This is a genomic window from Flavivirga abyssicola, from assembly GCF_030540775.2.
Classification (GTDB): Bacteria; Bacteroidota; Bacteroidia; order Flavobacteriales; family Flavobacteriaceae; genus Flavivirga; species Flavivirga abyssicola.
This window is the reverse complement of sequence record NZ_CP141266.1, coordinates 4,172,244-4,193,304: the sequence shown is the minus strand read 5'-3', so window position 1 is coordinate 4,193,304 and position 21,061 is coordinate 4,172,244. Positions and strand designations below refer to the sequence as shown.

Annotated in this window: 20 protein-coding genes; 10 read left to right on the top strand and 10 right to left on the bottom strand. The window is 30.4% G+C overall.

Translation table 11 applies throughout. The annotated features are described in order from the left end of the window. Positions 1-55 precede the first annotated feature (55 nt). Positions 56-1,132 (top strand): DUF3667 domain-containing protein, encoded by a 1,077-nt coding sequence (locus Q4Q34_RS17600; protein ID WP_303317731.1) that lies wholly within the window; start codon positions 56-58, stop codon positions 1,130-1,132. Between the two features lie 19 nt (positions 1,133-1,151). Here Q4Q34_RS17600 and uvrA read toward each other — a convergent pair whose 3' ends face one another. Beyond that, positions 1,152-3,935 (bottom strand): excinuclease ABC subunit UvrA, encoded by a 2,784-nt coding sequence (gene uvrA, locus Q4Q34_RS17595; RefSeq protein ID WP_303317730.1) that lies wholly within the window; start codon positions 3,933-3,935, stop codon positions 1,152-1,154. A gap of 238 nt (positions 3,936-4,173) precedes the next feature. Between uvrA and Q4Q34_RS17590 the strand changes: the two genes are divergently transcribed. After that, complete coding sequence (locus Q4Q34_RS17590) at positions 4,174-4,758, top strand: RNA polymerase sigma factor (protein ID WP_303317729.1); 585 nt, start codon at positions 4,174-4,176, stop codon at positions 4,756-4,758. A 57-nt stretch (positions 4,759-4,815) separates the two neighbouring features. Continuing rightward, positions 4,816-4,962, top strand: coding sequence for a hypothetical protein (locus tag Q4Q34_RS17585; RefSeq protein WP_303317728.1), 147 nt, complete (start codon positions 4,816-4,818; stop codon positions 4,960-4,962). 26 nt (positions 4,963-4,988) lie between these two features. On the opposite strand, the gene Q4Q34_RS17580 is transcribed toward Q4Q34_RS17585, so the two are convergent. Beyond that, positions 4,989-5,648 carry an endonuclease III domain-containing protein gene (locus Q4Q34_RS17580; protein ID WP_303317727.1) on the bottom strand — a complete coding sequence of 220 codons (660 nt, stop codon included), beginning with the start codon at positions 5,646-5,648 and terminating at the stop codon, positions 4,989-4,991. Positions 5,649-5,683: 35 nt separating this feature from the next. On the opposite strand from Q4Q34_RS17580, the gene bcp reads away from it, so the two are divergent. Further along, the gene (gene bcp / locus Q4Q34_RS17575) at positions 5,684-6,136 is read left to right on the top strand and encodes a thioredoxin-dependent thiol peroxidase (protein WP_303317726.1); all 453 of its coding nucleotides are present in this window, start codon (positions 5,684-5,686) and stop codon (positions 6,134-6,136) included. Positions 6,137-6,261: 125 nt separating this feature from the next. Here the strand turns inward: bcp and Q4Q34_RS17570 are convergent, their stop codons facing one another. Beyond that, positions 6,262-7,722 carry a TonB-dependent receptor gene (locus tag Q4Q34_RS17570; RefSeq protein ID WP_303317725.1) on the bottom strand — a complete coding sequence of 487 codons (1,461 nt, stop codon included), beginning with the start codon at positions 7,720-7,722 and terminating at the stop codon, positions 6,262-6,264. Between the two features lie 92 nt (positions 7,723-7,814). Here Q4Q34_RS17570 and Q4Q34_RS17565 point away from each other — a divergent pair, with 92 nt between their 5' ends. Beyond that, complete coding sequence (locus Q4Q34_RS17565; RefSeq protein WP_303317724.1) at positions 7,815-8,576, top strand: MBL fold metallo-hydrolase; 762 nt, start codon at positions 7,815-7,817, stop codon at positions 8,574-8,576. A gap of 10 nt (positions 8,577-8,586) precedes the next feature. Beyond that, complete coding sequence (locus Q4Q34_RS17560; protein ID WP_303317723.1) at positions 8,587-9,090, top strand: hydrolase; 504 nt, start codon at positions 8,587-8,589, stop codon at positions 9,088-9,090. A gap of 3 nt (positions 9,091-9,093) precedes the next feature. Here Q4Q34_RS17560 and Q4Q34_RS17555 read toward each other — a convergent pair whose 3' ends face one another. Then, positions 9,094-9,462 (bottom strand): DNA topoisomerase IV, encoded by a 369-nt coding sequence (locus tag Q4Q34_RS17555; RefSeq protein WP_303317722.1) that lies wholly within the window; start codon positions 9,460-9,462, stop codon positions 9,094-9,096. Positions 9,463-9,499: 37 nt separating this feature from the next. Further along, positions 9,500-9,880: a helix-turn-helix domain-containing protein gene (locus Q4Q34_RS17550; protein WP_303317721.1), complete on the bottom strand. Its 381-nt coding sequence runs from the start codon at positions 9,878-9,880 to the stop codon at positions 9,500-9,502. 289 nt (positions 9,881-10,169) lie between these two features. Between Q4Q34_RS17550 and Q4Q34_RS17545 the strand changes: the two genes are divergently transcribed. Next, positions 10,170-11,327, top strand: a complete 1,158-nt coding sequence (locus Q4Q34_RS17545; protein ID WP_303317720.1) for a M14 family metallopeptidase — start codon at positions 10,170-10,172, stop codon at positions 11,325-11,327. A 70-nt stretch (positions 11,328-11,397) separates the two neighbouring features. After that, positions 11,398-11,877, top strand: a complete 480-nt coding sequence (locus Q4Q34_RS17540; RefSeq protein ID WP_303317719.1) for an Lrp/AsnC family transcriptional regulator — start codon at positions 11,398-11,400, stop codon at positions 11,875-11,877. Between the two features lie 73 nt (positions 11,878-11,950). Here Q4Q34_RS17540 and Q4Q34_RS17535 read toward each other — a convergent pair whose 3' ends face one another. Further along, on the bottom strand, positions 11,951-12,793 hold the full coding sequence (locus Q4Q34_RS17535) for a cupin-like domain-containing protein (RefSeq protein ID WP_303317718.1): 843 nt from the start codon (positions 12,791-12,793) through the stop codon (positions 11,951-11,953). Positions 12,794-13,269: 476 nt separating this feature from the next. Here Q4Q34_RS17535 and Q4Q34_RS17530 point away from each other — a divergent pair, with 476 nt between their 5' ends. Together Q4Q34_RS17530 and Q4Q34_RS17525 are read left to right on the top strand one after the other, a co-directional pair. Beyond that, positions 13,270-14,526, top strand: coding sequence for an MBOAT family O-acyltransferase (locus tag Q4Q34_RS17530; protein ID WP_330444555.1), 1,257 nt, complete (start codon positions 13,270-13,272; stop codon positions 14,524-14,526). Between the two features lie 5 nt (positions 14,527-14,531). Next, the gene (locus Q4Q34_RS17525) at positions 14,532-15,479 is read left to right on the top strand and encodes a hypothetical protein (protein WP_303317716.1); all 948 of its coding nucleotides are present in this window, start codon (positions 14,532-14,534) and stop codon (positions 15,477-15,479) included. An 18-nt stretch (positions 15,480-15,497) separates the two neighbouring features. On the opposite strand, the gene Q4Q34_RS17520 is transcribed toward Q4Q34_RS17525, so the two are convergent. Genes Q4Q34_RS17520 through Q4Q34_RS17505 form a run of 4 tightly spaced genes read right to left on the bottom strand, consistent with a single transcriptional unit; the run spans position 15,498 to position 21,060 of the window. After that, on the bottom strand, positions 15,498-16,544 hold the full coding sequence (locus Q4Q34_RS17520; RefSeq protein ID WP_303317715.1) for a peptidoglycan bridge formation glycyltransferase FemA/FemB family protein: 1,047 nt from the start codon (positions 16,542-16,544) through the stop codon (positions 15,498-15,500). Between the two features lie 47 nt (positions 16,545-16,591). Next, positions 16,592-17,737 carry a GNAT family N-acetyltransferase gene (locus tag Q4Q34_RS17515; RefSeq protein ID WP_303317714.1) on the bottom strand — a complete coding sequence of 382 codons (1,146 nt, stop codon included), beginning with the start codon at positions 17,735-17,737 and terminating at the stop codon, positions 16,592-16,594. A 28-nt stretch (positions 17,738-17,765) separates the two neighbouring features. Next, positions 17,766-20,429, bottom strand: coding sequence for a GNAT family N-acetyltransferase (locus tag Q4Q34_RS17510; protein WP_303317713.1), 2,664 nt, complete (start codon positions 20,427-20,429; stop codon positions 17,766-17,768). Positions 20,430-20,436: 7 nt separating this feature from the next. After that, positions 20,437-21,060, bottom strand: a complete 624-nt coding sequence (locus Q4Q34_RS17505) for an acetyltransferase (RefSeq protein ID WP_303317712.1) — start codon at positions 21,058-21,060, stop codon at positions 20,437-20,439. Position 21,061: the final 1 nt, after the last annotated feature.

Sequence of the window (21,061 nt, the reverse complement as noted above, 5' to 3'; positions counted from 1 at the left end):
CGAATTCATAGGTGTTTTATAAAAATTCCTATTTTTATAAAAACTAACTATTTTAATGAAAACCACCCTCGAGACTTGTAAAAATTGTGAGAATCAATTTGATGAAACATTTAAGTTTTGTCCGCATTGCGGTCAACAAACCAAGGAAGATCTCACGGTTGGTGTGCTATTTTATAATACAATAAGTAATTATTTTTCCTTTGATGCACGCTTTTTTAAAAGCTTTTTGCCTTTATTGTTTAAGCCAGGGTATTTGGCTAAAAAATTTATAGAAGGCAAACGTTTGATGTATTTACATCCTGCTCAATTATACTTGTTTGTGTCAGTTGTGTTTTTCTTTTTATTGTCGACAGTAGTAGTCCGAGATCAAGTGCAAAGTTTTGATACTTCTATGAAGAAAACATTAAAGACACCCTTAATTTCTGATGATACAAAAGCAAAAGCACAACAAGTTTTAGATTCTATAGAACTTGATAGTGTTTTGCAACCTTTAAAAGAAAAAGGAATTCCTGGTTTGAAAGCGTCTGAGGTTAAAGTTTTGGATTCTTTAATAAAAGCTAGTAGCAAAAAAAAGACAACGAATACATTAACTTTTGATTTTGATCAAAAAAAGGTGGATTCTTTGATAGCTATTAATGCCTCTGATGCAAAGGTTTATAAGGGAATGGGCATGAGTGATGATGCAGGGTATATTACTAGAAAATTCTATATGCAAGTTCTTAAGTTTTACAAACAGCGTAATGGCGGACAACTTTTACAAGCGGTTTATGATACGATTCCTATTTCGTTATTTGTTTTATTACCGATTTTTGCTTTTATACTAAAGTTGTTGTTTTATAGACGTGGACATTATGCACATCACCTGGTGTTTAGCTTTTATTTTTTCTCGTTTTTATTCACTGTTTTTAGCTTAATTCTAATAGCAAATAACTTTTTTGAGATTTCGGCTTGGATAGATTGGCTGCTTGTGGTATCAACTTTTTTCTATTTATTGGTTGCTATTAAACGGTTTTACAATCATGGTTGGTTTTTGAGTTTTATAAAAACCAGCATTTCAAGTTTTGTCTATTTAATGTTTGTAATACCAATAGCTATAGTTATAATTAGTTTGGTTGGTTTCTTGTTTTATTAAACGTCATATTTTATGGAGGCTAAAGCTTATCTTTTAAATATTTTCCAGTTTCAGACGCTTTTACTTTAATAATGTCTTCAGGAATTCCTGAGGTAACGAGGTTTCCTCCAGTTTCTCCACCTTTAGGACCTAAGTCTATAATATGATCAGCACATTTGATAAGTTCTAAATTGTGTTCTACCACTATAATAGAATGCCCATTATCAATTAAAGCATTAAAAGATTTTAGGAGTTTTTGAATGTCATGAAAATGCAAGCCTGTAGTCGGTTCGTCAAAAATAAAAAGTGCTTTATCTTTCTTGTTTCCTTTACCTAAGAAGGATGCTAGTTTTATACGCTGTGCTTCACCACCAGAAAGGGTAGAAGAGCTTTGCCCTAAAGTCACATAACCTAAGCCGACATCTTGTAAGGGTTGAAGTTTGTTTTTGATTTTGGCTTGTTTCTGATTATCAAAAAACTCAATAGCATCATCTATAGTTAAATTTAAAATATCATCAATGCTTTTATCTCCAAAAGTCACCTCAAGCACTTCTTTTTTAAAGCGTTTCCCTTTACAGGTTTCGCATTCTAAATGTACATCGGCCATGAACTGCATTTCAATGGTCACTTCACCTTCTCCTTTGCAAGTTTCACAACGTCCGCCATCTACATTAAAAGAAAAATGCTTTGCCTGATAATTCCTTATGGTGCTTAATTTCTGTTTTGAAAATAACGCTCTTATGTCGTCATAAGCTTTTATGTAGGTCACGGGGTTAGAGCGTGAAGAACGACCAATAGGGTTCTGGTCTACAAACTCAATATGTTTGATATTACTAAAATTACCATCTAAACTGCTAAATTGGCCTGGTTTATCTCCAAAATCGGTTAGTTTTTTTTGTAATGCAGGGTATAATATTTTTTTAACTAATGTGCTTTTTCCACTACCAGAAACCCCGGTTATTATGGTTAACATGCCTAGCGGAAAGCGAACATCAATGTTTTTTAAATTATTTTCACGAGCTCCCTTGATATCTACGTAGTATTTTGAGGTTCTTCGTTTTTCTGGCACTTCAATTTTTAATGACTCATTTAAATATTGAGCGGTTAAAGATTCTGATGCCAAAATATCTGCATATTTACCATTTGCAACTACATGACCCCCAAAAGTTCCTGCCTCAGGACCTATATCTATTATATTATCTGCAGCTATCATTATATCTTCATCATGCTCAACTACAATAACTGTGTTTCCTAAGTCTCTCAGTGATTTTAATACAGAAATTAAACGTTCTGTATCTTTGGGATGCAATCCAATACTAGGTTCGTCTAAAATATACATAGATCCTACTAAACTACTTCCTAAAGATGTGGCTAAATTGATACGTTGACTCTCGCCTCCAGATAGGGTATTTGATTTTCTATTAAGTGTTAAATAGTCTAAACCAACATTTGCTAGAAACGATAATCTATTATTAATTTCTTTTAGTAGTCTGGTAGCAATTTGCGTGTCGTAATCACTTAATTCTAGCTGTTGAAAAAACGCCGCTAATTTATCTAAAGGCATTTCTACCAAATCTGTAATAGTGGCACCTCCAATTTTTATATAATTTGCTTCAGAACGCAAGCGTTTACCATTACATGCCTTACATTTTGTTTTTCCGCGGTAGCGAGATAACATGACACGGTTTTGAATTTTATAGGCTTTTGATTCTAATTCAGCGAAAAATGAATTCAATCCTTCAAAATATTGATTTCCGTTCCAAATGAGTTGTTTTTGAGCATCACTTAGCTCAAAGTACGGTTTGTGAATAGGAAAATCAAATTTATGGGAATTGTTTACTAGTTGATCTCTATACCAACTCATACTTTCTCCTCGCCATGGAAAAATAGCATTTTCATAAACAGAAAGTCCAGTGTTTGGTATTACTAAATCATCATCAATACCAATAATATCCCCATAGCCTTCGCATTTAGGGCAAGCGCCGTATGGGTTGTTAAAGCTAAATAAATGTACGTTCGGCTCTAAGAAATTAATACCATCCAATTCAAATCTATTACTAAAAACACGTTGCTCGTGGCTGCTTAAAATTTCTATTATACATTCACCTTTACCTTCAAAAAAGGCTGTTTGTATAGCGTCTGCTAATCGATTAAGAAAATCTTCTTCATCTTTAACAATAATTCTATCAACAACTAATAATATATTTTCTGTATCTGATAGTGTGTCAATTTCATCAATACGAATAACCGTATCTTTTATTTTAATTCGAGCATAACCTTGTTGTTGTAAGGCCTTGAGTTTATCTTGCACACTTCGACCTTCTTCTAAATGAATAGGAGCGAGCAGTAGTAGTTTTTCTCTTTCGGGAAATGTTTTTAAATAATTTAAAACATCAGTTACTGTGTCTTTTTTTACTTCATGACCAGAAATAGGTGAGTAGGTTTTACCAATTCTTGCGAATAATAGTTTTAGGTAATCGTAAATTTCTGTAGTAGTGCCAACAGTAGATCTTGGGTTTGTTGAATTTACCTTTTGTTCAATAGCTATGGCTGGGGCGATTCCTTTTATATAATCTACTTTGGGTTTATTTAGTCGGCCCAAAAATTGACGTGCATAACTTGATAAGCTTTCAACGTAACGACGTTGGCCTTCTGCGTATAGCGTATCGAAGGCTAAACTAGATTTTCCAGAGCCAGATAGCCCTGTAATGACCACCAATTTGTTTCTGGGTATAACGACATCAATATTTTTTAAGTTATGCAATTTTGCACCTTTAATGATGATGTTTTCTTTAGGGTCTACTTCAGAAATATTAGTATTCATAGGCTTTTTAAAGGAATAATTTCGCAAAGATACTATAACTATTGCAGCATAAAAAATGCATTGTACTGTAAATAAATATTAAAAAAAGCGATTGTTTTTTTGTTTTTTCGAGTTTATTGTTGTTATATTTGAATTCAATATTAACCTAAATTTTAACTCTCGCCTATAGCAGAACATTACTTTTAAACATGTAACCCCAAGCAAAGAAGTCCTCTTCGATGCACTAAAAGTAATTATTATGCAATACGAATTAATTTCTGATGCTAATCTAGTTAGCAACTATATTAAAGGTAACGAAAGTGCTTTAGAAATACTTATTACCAGACACAAACAAAAAATTTACAGCTTTATCTATTCTAAAGTTTATGATAAAGATGTTGCTGAAGATATTTTTCAAGATACTTTTATAAAAGTTATTAGAACTCTTAAGCGTGGCTCTTATAATGAAGAAGGTAAATTTTTACCATGGGTCATGCGTATATCCCATAATTTGGTTATTGATTTTTTTAGAAAAAACAAAAGAATGCCAAAATTTGATAACGCAGGAGAGTTTAGTATTTTTTCTGTTTTAAGCGATACTAGTTTAAATGCTGAAAAAAGTATTATTAAAGAACAGGTTGAAAGTGATGTAAGACGTTTGGTAGATGAGCTTCCGGAAGATCAGAAGGAAGTGTTATTGATGCGTATCTATAACGACATGAGTTTTAAAGAAATATCAGATAGAACGGGTGTTAGTATTAACACAGCTCTTGGTAGAATGCGTTATGCCTTAATAAATTTGAGAAAAATTATTGAAAAGCATAATATTGTTTTAACGAACTAATACAATAAAGTAAATTTTGCTACGTTTATTATTTGAATTAATATTTAAATCGATAAAATGGCAAAAATTTACTCTGAAAATTCTATTAAAAATTTAAATGAACGTGAACCTAAAGAAGAAACAATTAATTTTCTTCTAAATTATTCTAAGGCTTTAAGTGTTATAAATTATAATAAATTGAAGTTTGAAGCGCTTCTAAACTAAGTTTTCAAAAAGTCCTGATATTTTTATCAGGACTTTTTTAATTTATTATATTCATTGATAACAGATTGCCTGCCAATTGTTTTTGTGATAATATCTTTATCTAGGTTCCAGCCTCGTGCAGGTGAATACTCTCTACCATACCAAATAATTTGAAGGTGTAAGTCATTCCATAATTCTTTTGGGAACAATCTTTTTGCGTCTTTTTCTGTTTGTACAACATTTTTACCATTACTTAAATTCCAACGATACATTAACCTATGAATGTGCGTATCTACAGGAAAAGCAGGGATTCCAAAGGCTTGAGACATAACAACACTGGCTGTTTTATGTCCAACGGCTGGTAAAGCTTCAAGTGCTTCAAAGCTTTGTGGTACTTTGCCATTATGTTTTTTTATAAGTATTTCCGATAAGCCGTGAATGCCTTTGCTTTTCATTGGAGATAAGCCAACGGGTTTTATAATGTCTCTTATTTCTTCTACCGAAAGCTTGACCATATCATACGGGTTGTCTGCTCTTTCAAATAGTAAAGGGGTGATTTTATTAACCCTTACATCAGTGCTTTGCGCAGACATTAATACTGCTATTAATAAGGTGTAAGGGTCTTTATGATCTAAAGGAATAGGGATTTCCGGATAAAGTTTATAAAGTGTATTAATAACAAAGTTTACTCTTTCTTGTTTGGTCATTCGTTTGTATTTTAGCAATAACAAAGTTATAAAATATGAACACATTAAAAGTAGGAGATAAGGCACCAAATTTTGAAGCTTTAGACGAGCTAGGAAATACGGTTAAATTATCAGATTTTAAAGGTAAAAAATTAGTGGTTTTCTTTTATCCAAAAGCGAATACCCCAACATGTACAGTAGAAGCTTGTAATTTACGGGATGAGTATACTGTCTTGAAAGAAAAGGGTTATGAGATTTTAGGCGTTAGCGCGGACACTCAAAAGAAACAATCAAATTTTAAAAAGAAATTTAATTTTCCATATCCGTTATTAGCAGATGTTGATAAGGACGTTATTAATGCTTTTGGTGTTTGGGGAGAGAAAAAATTTATGGGACGCACTTTTGATGGTATCCACCGTATTACTTTCGTTATTAACGAAGAAGGAGTGATTGAAAAAGTTATCGATAAAGTAAAAGCGAAAATACATGCAGCCCAAATATTAGAATAAAAAAGCCTGCCTAAAAGCATGTCATTCAGAGCGTAGCGAAGAATCTTATGCTTTATTTATGAGGTTCTTCGCTACGCTCTGAATGACATTTTAGGTTTTGATATTATAAAACTAGCTGTAATTATCTATTTACGTTTAGATAGGGTTAAAGGTTTTCTGGTATACCCAAATAAACGATAATCTTTAATTAAGTCTGCCGTGCCTTCTGGCACCATATCTTCCCATCCGCGTTCACCTTCAGAAATCATACGTAAAATTTCGCGAGAGAATATACTCATGATGCTTTTGTCGTAATCTTCTATGTCGATTACCTTTCCATTGTATTTAAAGAATTTATATAATTCTTTCATACGTGGATATACTTTTAAATTTTCACTATTAATTAATTCTCCAGTTTCATGATCTAACATTGGGTATAGGTAAACCTTTAAGTCTTTGAAAAATAATTTACCAAATGCCTCAAGGATGCCGCCACTGATATGGCGATAGTATTTTTCATCAAAAATATCAACCAAATTACTAACCCCCATAGCTAATCCCATTCTGGCTTTGGTGTAATTAGAAAAGTACTCAACAACCCTAAAGTATTCCTGGAAGTTAGAAATCATAACAGATTGTCCTAGAGAGCATAATAAATCTGCTCTATCTATAAAATCTTGCTCGTCAATTTCTCCTTCTGCTCTTAAATTAGATAGTGTAATTTCAAAAACGACTACGGTTTTATCAGGATTAACTTTGCTTTCTTTTATAAACATTTCGTACGACTTCTCATACATAGCCATATTTACCTTAGTTACAGGTCTGAAACTACCTCGTAGGGCTAAAATGTTCTTTTTGTAAAAAACTCTTGCAGGAAGCACATTTGTTCCATCAGGGCCAAACACTACAGCATCAGTCATACCATTTTTAACAAGTTGTAAACTCATTAAGCGGTTATCAATATTTTGAAAAGCTGGTCCAGAAAAATTGATAGTGTCAATTTCTAATTGATCTTTGTCTAAATGGTCGTATAAATAGCGCAGCAATTTTTTAGGTTCGTTATATTTATAAAACGCACCATATATAAGATTTGTACCTAATACACCAAGTGTTTCTTGCTGTAAGCGCGCATCTGTTTCTTTAAATCTAAGATGTAAAAGAATCTCATTGTAATCACCAGTAGCTTCAACTTGATATTTAATACCAACCCATCCATGACCTTTGAATTGCTTCGCAAAGTCTATTGTAGCAACAGTGTTAGCGTATGTGAAAAATATTTTATTTGGATGTTTTTCTCTTGTTAGCCTTGTTTCCATGAGATCCATTTCATGGCTCAGCATCTTTCTTAAACGGGCTTCCGTTACATAACGTCCGTCGTCTTCAGCTCCATAAACAGCATCACTAAAATCCTTGTCATAAGCAGACATTGCTTTTGCAATGGTTCCTGAAGCCCCACCAGCTCTAAAAAAATGACGACAAGTCTCTTGACCTGCCCCAATTTCTGCAAATGTTCCGTAGATATTTTCGTTTAAATTAATACGAAGTGCCTTCGATTTCAACGAAGGAACATCATTAAATTCTTTATCACCCTTTATGGTTATTTCCATATTATTTACTGGTTGTTTGTCCTGCTACAAAGGTATTAAATATGTATAGTAAACAAAAAAATAACGCTATTTTTGTGCAAAACTTAACGCAGTTGAAAGTAACTTTTTTAGGAACAGGAACATCTCAAGGTATTCCAATTATTGGAAGCAAGCATCCTGTTTGTTTAAGCACAAATTCTAAAGATAAAAGATTGCGTGTTTCTGTTTTAGTGGCTTGGGATAATTATACGTATGTGATTGATTGTGGACCGGATTTCAGATATCAAATGCTAAGAGCTGAATGTGATAGAATTGATGGTATTGTTTTTACTCATGAACATTCCGATCATGTATTGGGGCTGGATGATATTAGGCCTTTTTATTTTAAGCAAGGCGATATTCCTATTTATGCGCATAAGCGTGTATTAAAATCATTGCGAAAACGGTTTGATTATATTTTTGCTACAAAAAACAAATACCCAGGAGCTCCAACTGTAATTACCAATCGAGTAAAAAATAAATCATTTAAATTAAAAAATATGAAAGTAGTCCCTGTTAATGGTTTGCATGACAAGCTACAGGTATTTGGTTATAGGTTTAATGATTTTGCTTATTTAACCGATATGAAAACGGTCTCAGATAAGGAGATTGAAAAAATTATAGGTGTAAAAATATTAGTTGTCAATGCTTTAAGAATAGATTCGCATCGTTCACATTTTAATTTAGAAGAGGCATTGCAGTTTATTAACAAAGTAAAACCGGGAAAGGCTTACTTAACCCATATTAGTCATTTACTTGGGTTTCATGAAGATGTAGAGAAAATGTTACCTGAGAATGTTTTTTTAGCATATGATGATTTAGAAATAACAATTTAAATTAAAAAGTATGAAACAAAGAATTTTTATGTATTTGTTCGTTTTTGCGGCATTATTGGTCTTATTTCAGTATGTAAATTCAAAACGGGTATTTGAAGATATTAATAATAAGCTCACTACTCAAAAAACAGCATTAGAAAAATACAAAGATTCGGTAGCGGTTTTACAAGATGATATTTTGAAGCTTTCGCATTTTAATTTAGATAGAAATGAAGATGCCATTAGTTATTTTGAAAATGATGGTTATAATATATCTGAATTGATTCCTTTTATAAAAGATGAACTTTACAAGTTAAATGAAGTTAAAGGAGAGCATCCTATTGTGCCTTATGTGGCTAGTGAAGGTAGAAAGATGATGATTAATACTGTGAAAATGTTAAATCATAAATGGATAATTGCTGATTTTTCCGATGGTGAGTATTGGGGAGAAATCTTTTTAACGTATGAGATAACTGAAGATAAACAGCTTAAATTTAATCTAGTTGAGTATTTCTTATATCCATTTGACAGATAGTGTTTACTTAACTCTGTAGGCAATACCTTTTTGCTTTTTCGTTTCGCCTACATAGGAATATTCATAAGTATAAGAAGAATCTGTTGTTGTTAAAATTTTTAAATGAATATCTTTTTGTTCCGCCATGTTTTTAGGTTTGATTGTTTTAAAAATAACTTCGCAGTCATTAATCCAACGTAATTTAGACGAATCAATTTTATTATTGTAAACTTCAACCTGCAACTCGTTTGTTCTTTTGAATTTAGATGTAAATAGTTCATCATTAATAATTACTTCACTATAGAATTCCCCAGTTTTATAGTCCTTACAATCACGAGTTGTTTCATAACAACTAACAACACTTAATAAAAGTATTAGGAATAAAAATTTCATATAATAAATTTAGGCGCAAATTTACTAAAGAATTGTACTAATTCTCAAAGTTTTTAAAACTTCCGTCAGAATAAAAAATAACAATACGCTCAATGTCCTTATCATTAGGCGTTTTAACTGGCAATTTTTCATTTATAGAGAAAAGATCTGTTTCTTTTTCAGGATTGGGTTTAGGCTCTTTAAGGTTACTTTTTGAGGGAAAATCTCCTTTGCCATTTAATAGCCAATATAAATCAACTTCTGGAAAGGATGAAAGGGTTTTTAAGATAAAGTCTAAGCTGGGTTTATTTCTACCAGATAATATATGAGAAATACTTGAACGCTGTACACCAATTTTCTCAGCAAAAGAGGAAGCAGATTCCCCATAGTAATCCATTATTTTTTGCAATCTGTTTACAAAATCACCTGTGTTTATCATTGTAAACTGTGTTGTGTTGTTGTTTTTACAAATGTAATTAATTTATTTGAAATCACAGAGTATCTCTAAGATTATATGGAGTATTATTTATATATTTACTTTATATACTAATAATTAAAATACTAATTATTAGTATTTTATGTTATTTAAATAATATAAATAATATTTCAGTAAACAACTGTAACATATTTGCTAAAAAGCTGTATAAAAATGTAAACATTTGGTTTATTTCAAGTGTTTACATTTGTGAATAAGTAATTGTTTAACTTTGTCAACATAAAAAAACAGCATGCAAGTAGAAGAAATAAAATCTTTGTTTTTAAAACATAAAGAAACCAACTTATCACACCGTTATATAACCAACAAGCACATAGAGCCTCTCTTAAACAACCTAAAAGAATATATTGCTATGGAAACCATTGGTAAATCGGTTTTAAACAAGCCTATTTACGGATTTAAAGTTGGTGAAGGAAAAAAGCGAATTTTAATGTGGTCACAGATGCATGGTAACGAGTCGACCACGACTAAAGCTTTGTTTGACCTATTAAACACGCTTTTAGTTTCAGATACTAGTTGCAAAAACATTTTAGAAGCCTGTACTTTATATATTATACCTATACTAAATCCAGATGGCGCTGAGGCTTACATGCGGATAAATGCTAACAAGGTTGATTTAAATAGAGACGCTCAAAATTTATCTCAGCCAGAGAGTAAAATTTTAAGAGCTACCTTTGAATCTTTTAAACCTCATTTTTGCTTTAATTTACATGGCCAACGAACTATTTTTAGCACTGGAAATACCAATAAATCAGCAACAGTATCATTTTTAGCACCTGCACAAGATGAAGCCTGTACAATAACTCCTAATAGAAAAGTTGCTATGGAAGTTATTAGTATTATGAATAATGCTTTACAAAAAGTTATTCCTAATCAAGTTGGGGTATATGATGATGCATTTAATTTAAATTGTGTTGGGGATACATTTCAAAATGAAAATATCCCAACAATTTTATTTGAAGCGGGTCATTATAAAGATGATTATGGGAGGGAAGTTACCCGAGAACTTATTTACATCTCATATATTTCATCGTTAAACTATATTGCTAATAATGCTGTTAAAGGGGATGATTATAAACCTTATTTAGAAATACCAGAAAATGAAAAATGTTTTTTCGATGTCATTATAAGAAATGCTAAGGTTTCTGGTCATTCTAATGAAAAAATTAATGACATAGCAATTCAATACCAGGAAAAGTTAATCGATAATAAAATTGAATTTATTCCTAAAATTGAAAAAATTGAAAATTTAGATGCTTTTTATGGGCATAAAGAAATCAATGCCAATGGTTTTGAGGTATTGAATATTGACAATCAATTGGTGGAAATCAATTACGAAAACGTTTTCGTAATAATAAATAATGAGAAAATCGCATTAATATCGAAATAAAACATATGAATAATGCATAATTATTAATGAAAATGTATTAATTTTACTTTTTATTTAAGAATACTTAATTATGGGGAAAATAAAATTAGACGAAATCGACCACCAAATTCTTGATATGTTAATTGATAACACAAGAATACCATTTACAGACATTGCAAAGAAACTATTAATCTCTGCAGGTACAGTACATGTTCGTGTAAAGAAAATGGAAGAATCTGGAATTATAAAAGGTTCTTCATTAATGCTAGATTATAAAAAGCTTGGTTATTCATTTATAGCATATGTAGGGGTGTATTTAAATAATACGTCTCAAACTAAGTTTGTTTTAGAGCGCATCAATGAAATTCCATATGTTACTGTAGCACATATTACTACAGGAAAATTTAATATTTTCTGTAAAATTAGAGCTAAAAGTACCGAGCATGCTAAAGAAGTTATTTTTCTGTTGGATGATATAGAAGGTGTATATAGGACAGAAACTATGATATCTTTAGAGGAAAGTATAAATGATAAAAAACGTTTAATGCATTCTATATTTAAAAATATGTAGTCTTGTATTAATTCTTTTATAGCAACATATAACATAAAAAAGCTCTTTTAAACAAAAGAGCTTTTTTATGTTATTAACTTTTTTCACAACAGAAGCAGTTATTAGCTTTATAATAGCCTCTTTTATGCAAAGACTGTATGATTCGTTCTTTGAATTTTAAACTATAAACTTCAAATTTTGTATAACCAAAATTACTAATGCTTATTGAAGAATCAAGGGCTTGCACATAATGCCACCAATTTTGCGGTACAAATAACACATCTCCTGGCTCTAGAATAACACTTTTAAAGTCATTTTTCATAAACTTAGGGAATTTATCCTTATCAAAATTATTAATATCAACATCGCTAGCTACAGCACCGTAAATGTGCTTACTACTTGGGTACATCGTTTTATTAAATTTTGTTGAAGAAATTATGAACATTTTTTTTCCTCTTATTTGAGCATATACATTATTAGCTGTATCTGCATGAAAGCCGGATATGGTTCCAGCTGGGCCAATCCAAGCTGTTATATCATTTACTTTTGTGTGCTTTTCAAAAAAAGAAAAATCAATATGATTTTTAAGCTCAGGATAATATTCAAAAATATCTAATGTTGTTAAATAATCTTTGAAATTTTTGTTAGTATCCTCGGCATCCTTTAATTGCTTTATATAGTCTTTAAAGGATGCCTTCCTGTATCTGTTATCATCCTGAATAAAATTATCTGATAGTAAGTATACATCCTTATCGTCTTTAAGACCCAGAAAAAAGTCTAGGTTCCACTTTTTTGAAGCTTCCCATTCTTTGGCTAGCCCTTTTATGATGACAGGCTTTTTCTTTTTAAAATAGTCCTTTTTAAAAGAAGTTGCATCTATGGATGATATTTCTTCAATAGGCTGACTTTGGTCTAATATCTCAGATACTATATTCATTTTATATAGTTTTGTTTTGAAAATAGTGTAAAACTTTATTTCTACTGGATAAAAATATCAAAATTACTAATGTTATACCCCTATAATCATATTACTTAGATTAATTGATCAATTATTTCGACATATCAACTTTATGATATCATATATATCGATGAAGTGTAAAGCTCATTTTGTGTTATTGGTATGATAATCATGTAATTCAAAGATTAATTTTGATATTCCAAATGGGTTGTAAGACATTTATCGATATTTCGACTATCAAAATTTTAATTGAATAATACATGGTATTTAACTCTTTAGATTTTTTTATATTTCTTTTCATAGTCTTTGTTCTTTATTGGCTTCTTTTTAAGAAGCATGTTAAAATTCAAAATATTTTTTTACTTGTTGTTAGCTACATTTTTTATGGCTGGTGGGATTGGAGGTTTCTTTCTTTAATTCTATTAAGTACAACGGTAGATTATCTTGTTGGGATTATGATAGATTCCCATACAAAACAATCAAAAAGAAAACAATGGCTTTGGATTAGTGTTTTATTTAACGTAGGACTTTTAGGTTTTTTTAAATATTACAACTTTTTCGTAGACTCATGGATAGATATGTTTTCCATGTTTGGATACCAAATAAAAAGTACATGGACTTTAAATGTTATACTTCCTGTAGGTATTTCTTTTTATACGTTTCAAACGATGTCATATTCCTTTGATATTTACTATAACAAACTCAAACCCACTAAAGATTTCCTGTCTTTTGCCGCTTTTGTAAGTTTCTTTCCCCAGTTAGTCGCCGGCCCTATTGAAAGGGCTTCGAATTTGCTTTCTCAAATCACTAATAAGAGGGAATTTAGTTATGATCAATCTGTTAGTGGTTTAAAACTAATATTATGGGGATTATTTAAAAAAGTTGTTATAGCTGATGCTTTAGCTCCAATAGTAGATGATATTTTTGCTAATTACACCTCGTATCCCGCATCTACTCTTATTTTAGGTGTTACTTTATTTAGTTTTCAAGTATATGGTGATTTTAGTGGTTATTCAGATATAGCTATTGGTACAGCTAAATTATTTGGTATAGAATTAAAATCTAATTTTAAGTTTCCAAATTTCTCTAGAAATGTCGCTGAATATTGGCAACGTTGGCATGTCTCTCTCTCTACTTGGTTCAGGCATTATGTATACATACCACTAGGCGGATCTAGAGTAAGTAAACTAAAATCTGTTAGAAATATTATTATTATTTTCTTGGTTAGTGGTTTTTGGCATGGAGCAAATTGGACCTTTATTTTCTGGGGTGCATTTCACGCTTTAGCATTTATTCCTGTTTTTTTAATGGGAAGAAATACTATGTATAAAAACAGTGTAGTAGGGGAGAATACATTCTTTCCTTCTTTAGTTGAAATAGGGCAAGTATTACTTACATTTTCTATTGTTACATTTTCTAGAATATTTTTTAGATCGGAATCGATTACAGATGCATTTGCATTTATAAAGAGAATATTATCTAATTTCACTTATGAAGTATATAATCACCCGATGGGATATAGAATGATTGATTATTATATCCTTATAGCATTGTTTGTTTTATATGAATACCGTATTAGAAAAGATGAACGCTCTCCGTTTAAATTTAAATCTAAAATAGTTAGGTTTATTGTTTATACTGTAGTTATTTTGGGTATGCTTCTATTTTATGATAGTAATATTGACAGGTCATTTATTTATTTTCAATTTTAACTAAGATGAAAAAATTATTTTTAAAAACTGTTTTATATGCTATTTTGATTTTAATAGCCTTGGAGGTTATTGTTCGTGTTTTTCATTTAGCAAAAGATAATCCTTCACGATTTATCGATAAACATAAAGTAGAAAAGTGGGTGCCAAACCAAGAAGGTTATTCTGTAACGGGGAATCGACGACAAAATTTTTCTAAATTTTATATAAACAAGTCTGGTTATAATTCATACAGAGAGTTTGTACCTACTAAAGAAAAAAAAGAGATTGCGCTGGTTGGTGATTCTTTTATTGAAGGGTTTCATCAAAATTATTATAATTCCATAGGTAAAAAGATTGAAAATAGGGTAGCAGGTATTGAGGTTTACGAATATGGGTATGCTGGTTATGATTTAGCAGATCAATTGCATTTAATTAGTGCTTATAAGGAAACTTTTGATAAAATAGATTATGTTGTTCTGGGGCTGAAGTTTGAAAATGATTTGCTAAGAGGGGAGTATCAAGTTGTCCAAGATAGGATGCATTTAGAATCTCCTTTATATAAAAAGGCACGCGAAATTAAACTTTTGGTTTATACTCAAAATATAGGCGTATTGGAACCTTTATGGAAGCTGGCAGGTAAGCTTGCATCTTTTGGAAAAAAGCAGAAATTAGTTCCGGAGAAAGTTATAACAGAAGAAGATATTGAGGCAAAGCATCGTACTTATATCAAAAACTTTAAAAGTCTAATCGATAAGTATGGTTATGACAAAGAACGCTTTGTATTTCTTTTAGATACCAAAATTACACCTAAATTATTTTTAGATTATCTACATAGCAACAATTTTAAATACATTGACATGTACAAGCCTTTAAATACTTCTAAATCACCTACAACATTGATATATGATAGGCATTGGAACAATCATGGTAGGGAAATAATCGCAGAATTAATAGCTGATTATGTAAAGCAATAATTGTCATTTCATTGCTATTTACAATCTATTGCATCTATATAGTGGGAAAAAATCGAAATCACAACCTGGAGGTACGTATTCTTCTACTAAGCTATCATAGACTTTTTTGTTTATTATATGCTTCCATATTTTAAAAGGTTTAAAGTCTTTAGAAAATGAAGATTTAAACCTAAACAGCCCATCATCAGAATTGCCTAATCCTCCCCCAAGGTTAAAAAAAGTTTTATTTTCATTTTTAGAAATAATTCTCATTTCATCAATTAGCAAGCGAATAGGGGAAAGGTCTAAAAATTCAGCCTTGGTTCCGGAAAGATGATATTGAACAACGTTATTTGTTTTTACCATCAGTGCAGAAGAAATGATTTCATTTGTATCTTTTAAAACCGCAAATAAGATATCCGTTTCATAGTCATTACTGGTTACAAATTTTAAAAAATAGTCCTTTGAAAAATAATAATTTTCTTTTGCGTTAACACGATCCATATTTTCATAATATAGATTTACAAAACTGTCTATATCTGACGGACAATTACTTCTTACTACATGGCATTGTTTTCTGCATTTATTTATGTAACGTTTCGTAATTTTAGAATAGGATGCACGTTGTTTTTCCAGAGGTAGGGTTAAATCGATATTAACTACATTACCTAGTTCTTTTATTTTACCTATATTTTTTAATATGAGTTCTTGATTATGAATAAATGGGTTTAACCTTGAAAAGACCGAAATAATATTTTCCTGAACAAAATAATTGTTTAGTGCTTTTGAAAAGAGGTTGTTGTCAAAATTTTTATCAAGATTCTTTTGTAAAGGACCTGCATATCCATATACAGATGTGGCATCAAAATAATCTGTATCGTTAATTTTTCTTATCAAGAAAGGAAAACAGATAACTTTATTTCCTTCAGTATATTTAAGCAAAACAGCTTTTTCATCATGTAATTTAGATAAATAATGATAATCATAAGTGTGATAAAAATCATAATAGCCAATATCATCTAGCGTATTGTGCCATTCTGTTTTTTTATGGATAACCTTTAAATTTGCTATTAATTTACGTCCCATGCTTTGAGTTTAATTCCTGCTACATCTATTTAAAATTGGTTATATAATTATATAAAAATAACTTGTTGCCTGTTTGTTTTTCCAACGATTAAATATGTTTTTGTGTGTTTTGAAACCTCATATACCGTTACAGTATTAATATTTTCCATGTTTGAATACAAGAAATCGAAAAAAGGTTTTCTTAAAAAATGATAATTTTCTAAATTAACATCTACTACTATTAAATTTTCAATGTTTGATTCACTATCAAATTTTGATGTAGTATATTTTGCCAGAAAAGGTTTTGGTTTTTTACGTTTTGCTTTCCAAGCTTTATATTTCACATATGCTATTTTGTATATCTCTTCTTTGGTTAATACTTTAAGGTATTCAATGTTTGCCAGTATAATTACAAAAAATGATTTCTTGGGATATATAATTTGATGTTCGAAATTATATATATTATTAGACCACTCACGCTTATAGCTTAAATCCCCCATACCCATTTCATAAGCATTATGCCCATTTTCAATACACCATTCTAATTTTTTATAGATTTCAATATTTCCTAAACTAAATTTACCATAATCGATATCGTATGAAGACACAGAACTAAATAACTTTCCGTTATAATGATTGCTTATAGATATGCATATGGGCTCTGTATCATTTTTAATGACGAAAAGGGATGCTTTTTTTTCATTAATTAAATTAAAAAATATTTTATGATAATGATCCCAGTTTAGAAGGTTTTGACTAACATCATCTCTTTGTTTAAACCTATTTATGATCATCTTTTTAAGCGTGTTCATTAAAAGATCATAATCATCCTCAGAAATATTTCCATAATAAAACTGGTAGCTAACAGGAAAACACAACTCTAACCTTTTAACTCTTTTGAGAATAGATTTAGCATTTTTTTTGAATCGGAATTTCAAATATTCATCAACAGAGGCAAATCCATCCAATAAAATGGTATACCCCTTGAAGAATTGAGTAACTTTTTTTATATTAAAGAGTTTACTATCAATTTTGGGAACAATATAATTTGGCACAAAAAATATAGAATTAATAATATCTAAATTTTTGTCTACATCATAATTAGAATTAATAAAAGTTTTTTGTTCTTGTACATGCAAAACCTCATTAAAAGTATCTGGAATGTTACTTTTTTCATAATATTCAAAAAAGAAATCGCTATTTTTTTTAGTCATTATAGGGGAGGCTAGGGCTTATATGTTTTTATCTATTATTAAATCGATATAATGGAAAAAAGTAATTTTTTAATTCCTCTTCATGGATATTAGCATAATCATCCATATGGTTTTCACAGAGCTTGTCGTAGGCTTTATAATCAATTATTTTCCTACCAGTATAAAATGTTACATCTTCATCTTTAGGGAAAAGTGCTTTTTTACTCTTATATAATCCATCATTATTTTTCAATCCTCCACCGAGTATGTATTGTTTAAAATTATTTTTGATAGCCCATTTAATAATTTCTACCCTTAAAAAATCATTAGGTCTCTGGTTATAATAATTAGAATCTGTTCCTCCTAGAAAAGCAAAGAATGTGGTGCCGTTTTTTATGATGAGTTCGGCCGAAACAGGGATATCACCCTGATAAGCCATAGCGATAGCAAACTCATCAACATTGTTAAGAATTAAGTTCTTGAAATACTCTAAAGAGAAAAAATATATTTTTTTGGCATTATGCCTTACCATGGTTTCGGTATAAATGTCGAAAAAAATCTTGATTACATCCTCATTAATATCAGTATTATTAAAAATTTTCAATCCCAATTTAAATGAAATAGCTTTACGGTAATTATTTCTTACTTTGGATGAAAACGCATCCCATTGTTTTTCAAAATCATTATAAAGTATACCTTTTACATTCGAAAGTGAATTGATCAACAACCCTGTATAACCCAGATAATTTTTGTTTAAACTAAATCTAATAAACTCAGTGATGACATTGTTCTTTTTGTACCAATTATCTACAGCTTTCCAGAACTCTTTTAAATCTAATTCAGTGGCATCATTATATAGTGGTCCATTATATCCATAAGGCGTAATAGCATCAAAGTATTCCGAATTAGTTTCTTTTGATTTTACTATCCGTAAAATAATGGGCATTAATATTTTAGGAAAACCATTAACTTCAAATAGAAAATATTTTAAAGTACTTTTATTTTTTTCAAAATACTTTAAATGATCATAGGCATAGTAAATATTATTATTCCAATTCTCCTTTAATAATTTTTTATATTTAATGATATCTAAATCATTATCTAAATTATTAACTACTAACTTATAATCTTTTGGTTTGTAATTCTTGGGCTTAAATAAGTCATCAGCTATAATTTTTGATAAAATTTTAGATAGCCCTATAATTCTTCCACAGTGTTCTACGTGCCATATAGGTTTTTTTTCTATGACATTTCCTGCTAACATAGGTCCCATAATGTAGAGGTCTTTACTAGCTTCTAGTGAATCGTTTACATGGAATCCAATTTTAGATTCATTAGGAATACAGTAACCTTTTCTTATTAAATTTTGGTGTATTGCTGGAATGTCATCTTTATCTAAATTTTTGCTTCCAACACAATTAACAACTAAATGAAAATGTTTATCATGTGTTTTTTCCTTTTTTGTGGAAGTATCCAGATATTTCAAACTATAATTCCCATTAGCGTCTGATTCCACTAAATCATTGAATCGGCCTCGTATATGTTCAAACCTATTTTCTTTTTCTAACCCTGTTATAACATTTGAGTAGTGTAAACCTGCACAACGTTGCCTTCTTCCTATTTGATTGCCATACTTGCAAGCGAATTTTTTAAGCTCTTTTGAGCTGAGGGTTTCAAGTAAGACCCCAAAATATTTTGAAATTATTTCAACCGTAGATGCTGCTCCCAAGTTAATTTGATCGGCAGAATCCAGATCTTTAAAAGTCGCTTCAGCTATCGCTTTAGCCGTTATTTTTTTCTCTTTTTTTAATTCATTTAAATGATTTGGAACAAACTCTTTCTGTTTTTCGAAATCAATTACAGCATCAGGAACCGTACCATGTGTTGAAAGGAAAGTGAAATTAGTTTCATTATGCTTGTTTTTTGTATAATCGTTAAGCTTATAGATTAATTCTAAAGCACTAGCATTAGCCCCAACGATTAGTACATTTGTTACTTCCCCATCTCTGTTATTAATAAAATTCTCTACCTTTTCTAGAATAACTTTTAATTCTGGTTTATAAGGATTATTAACAAACAGCAAGTTTTTCTCTTCGATGAGATCCTTGTTTCTCCATAGATAATTTATTGGCAATGACCCCACAGATAAGACTACTTTTTTAGCACTTATTTCTGTACCGTTCTCTAGAAATATTTTATAGTTGGATTTGTTTTTATCTAGATCTATTACTTCTCCAGTAACGAAGTTAACATTAACAAGTCCTTTCTCTGTAAGTTCTTTTATTTTATTGTTAACTCTTAAATTAATATAGCAGCCAAAAAAGCGTCGTGGGATAAAAAGATCTTCCCAGTTATTATTACTGATCTTTTCTTCATTATCTAAAAGCCATTTTTTAGATAATGCACCCCCTTCTTTTTCAAATTCATTTAAAAGCCAAGTTTTATTTTTATTGAGCCACTTTATAAACAAACCAAGTTCTGGTTCTATTAAAAAATTCCTCAAAGAAGTTATTAAAAGGGTTGAGAAGCCAGATCTCGTACCGTATGGAATACCAATGTTGAATTCAGAATATTTTTCAATAATGCTGATGGATATTTTACTATCAACATGAACTTCATTATTGATCTGATCCAAAAAATTTATAATACTGAAAGAGGTTGAAATCCCAGAACCAATAAATGTAATATCTGATATTTTTTTATGTGTTTCCAACTTAACTCTACTTTTTAGTTTTTATTACTTTTCCTGGATTTCCAACAACAGTTGAATAATCAGGGACATCTTTTAATACAATCGTTCCGGCACCAATAGTACACCATTTACCAATTTTTACTTTTGGTATTACTACAGCGCCAACACCTACATGAGATCCTTCTCCAACTTCTACATGACCACATAAGGCTGCTTTAGGAGAGATATGGGCATAATCACCAATAACGTTATCATGATCAACACTTGCACCAGTATTTATAATGACATGTTTCCCGATAGAAGTGTTGGGTTGAATAATAGCGCCTGCGAACACCACGGTACCTTCATCAATTTTTGTCGTATTTGAAATAATGGCCGATTGATGAATCGCTTTCTCATAAGTACAATTTAGAAAACCAGCAATTTCTGCACGTTCCGCATTTATTCCAACAGCTATAATTACAGGATCGCCTTCATGAGGAAAAGTGTTTAGGTTTTTTCTAGCGCCACCAGCAACATTTTTAGAGGCATGGTGAACACCTTCTGGCTTGTCATCAAAAGTATCTGTGACTATATAATTATTAATCTCTAAAACTTCTTTTATTACTTGAGAGTGACCACCAGCACCATATATTCTTACTTTATTTTTCATT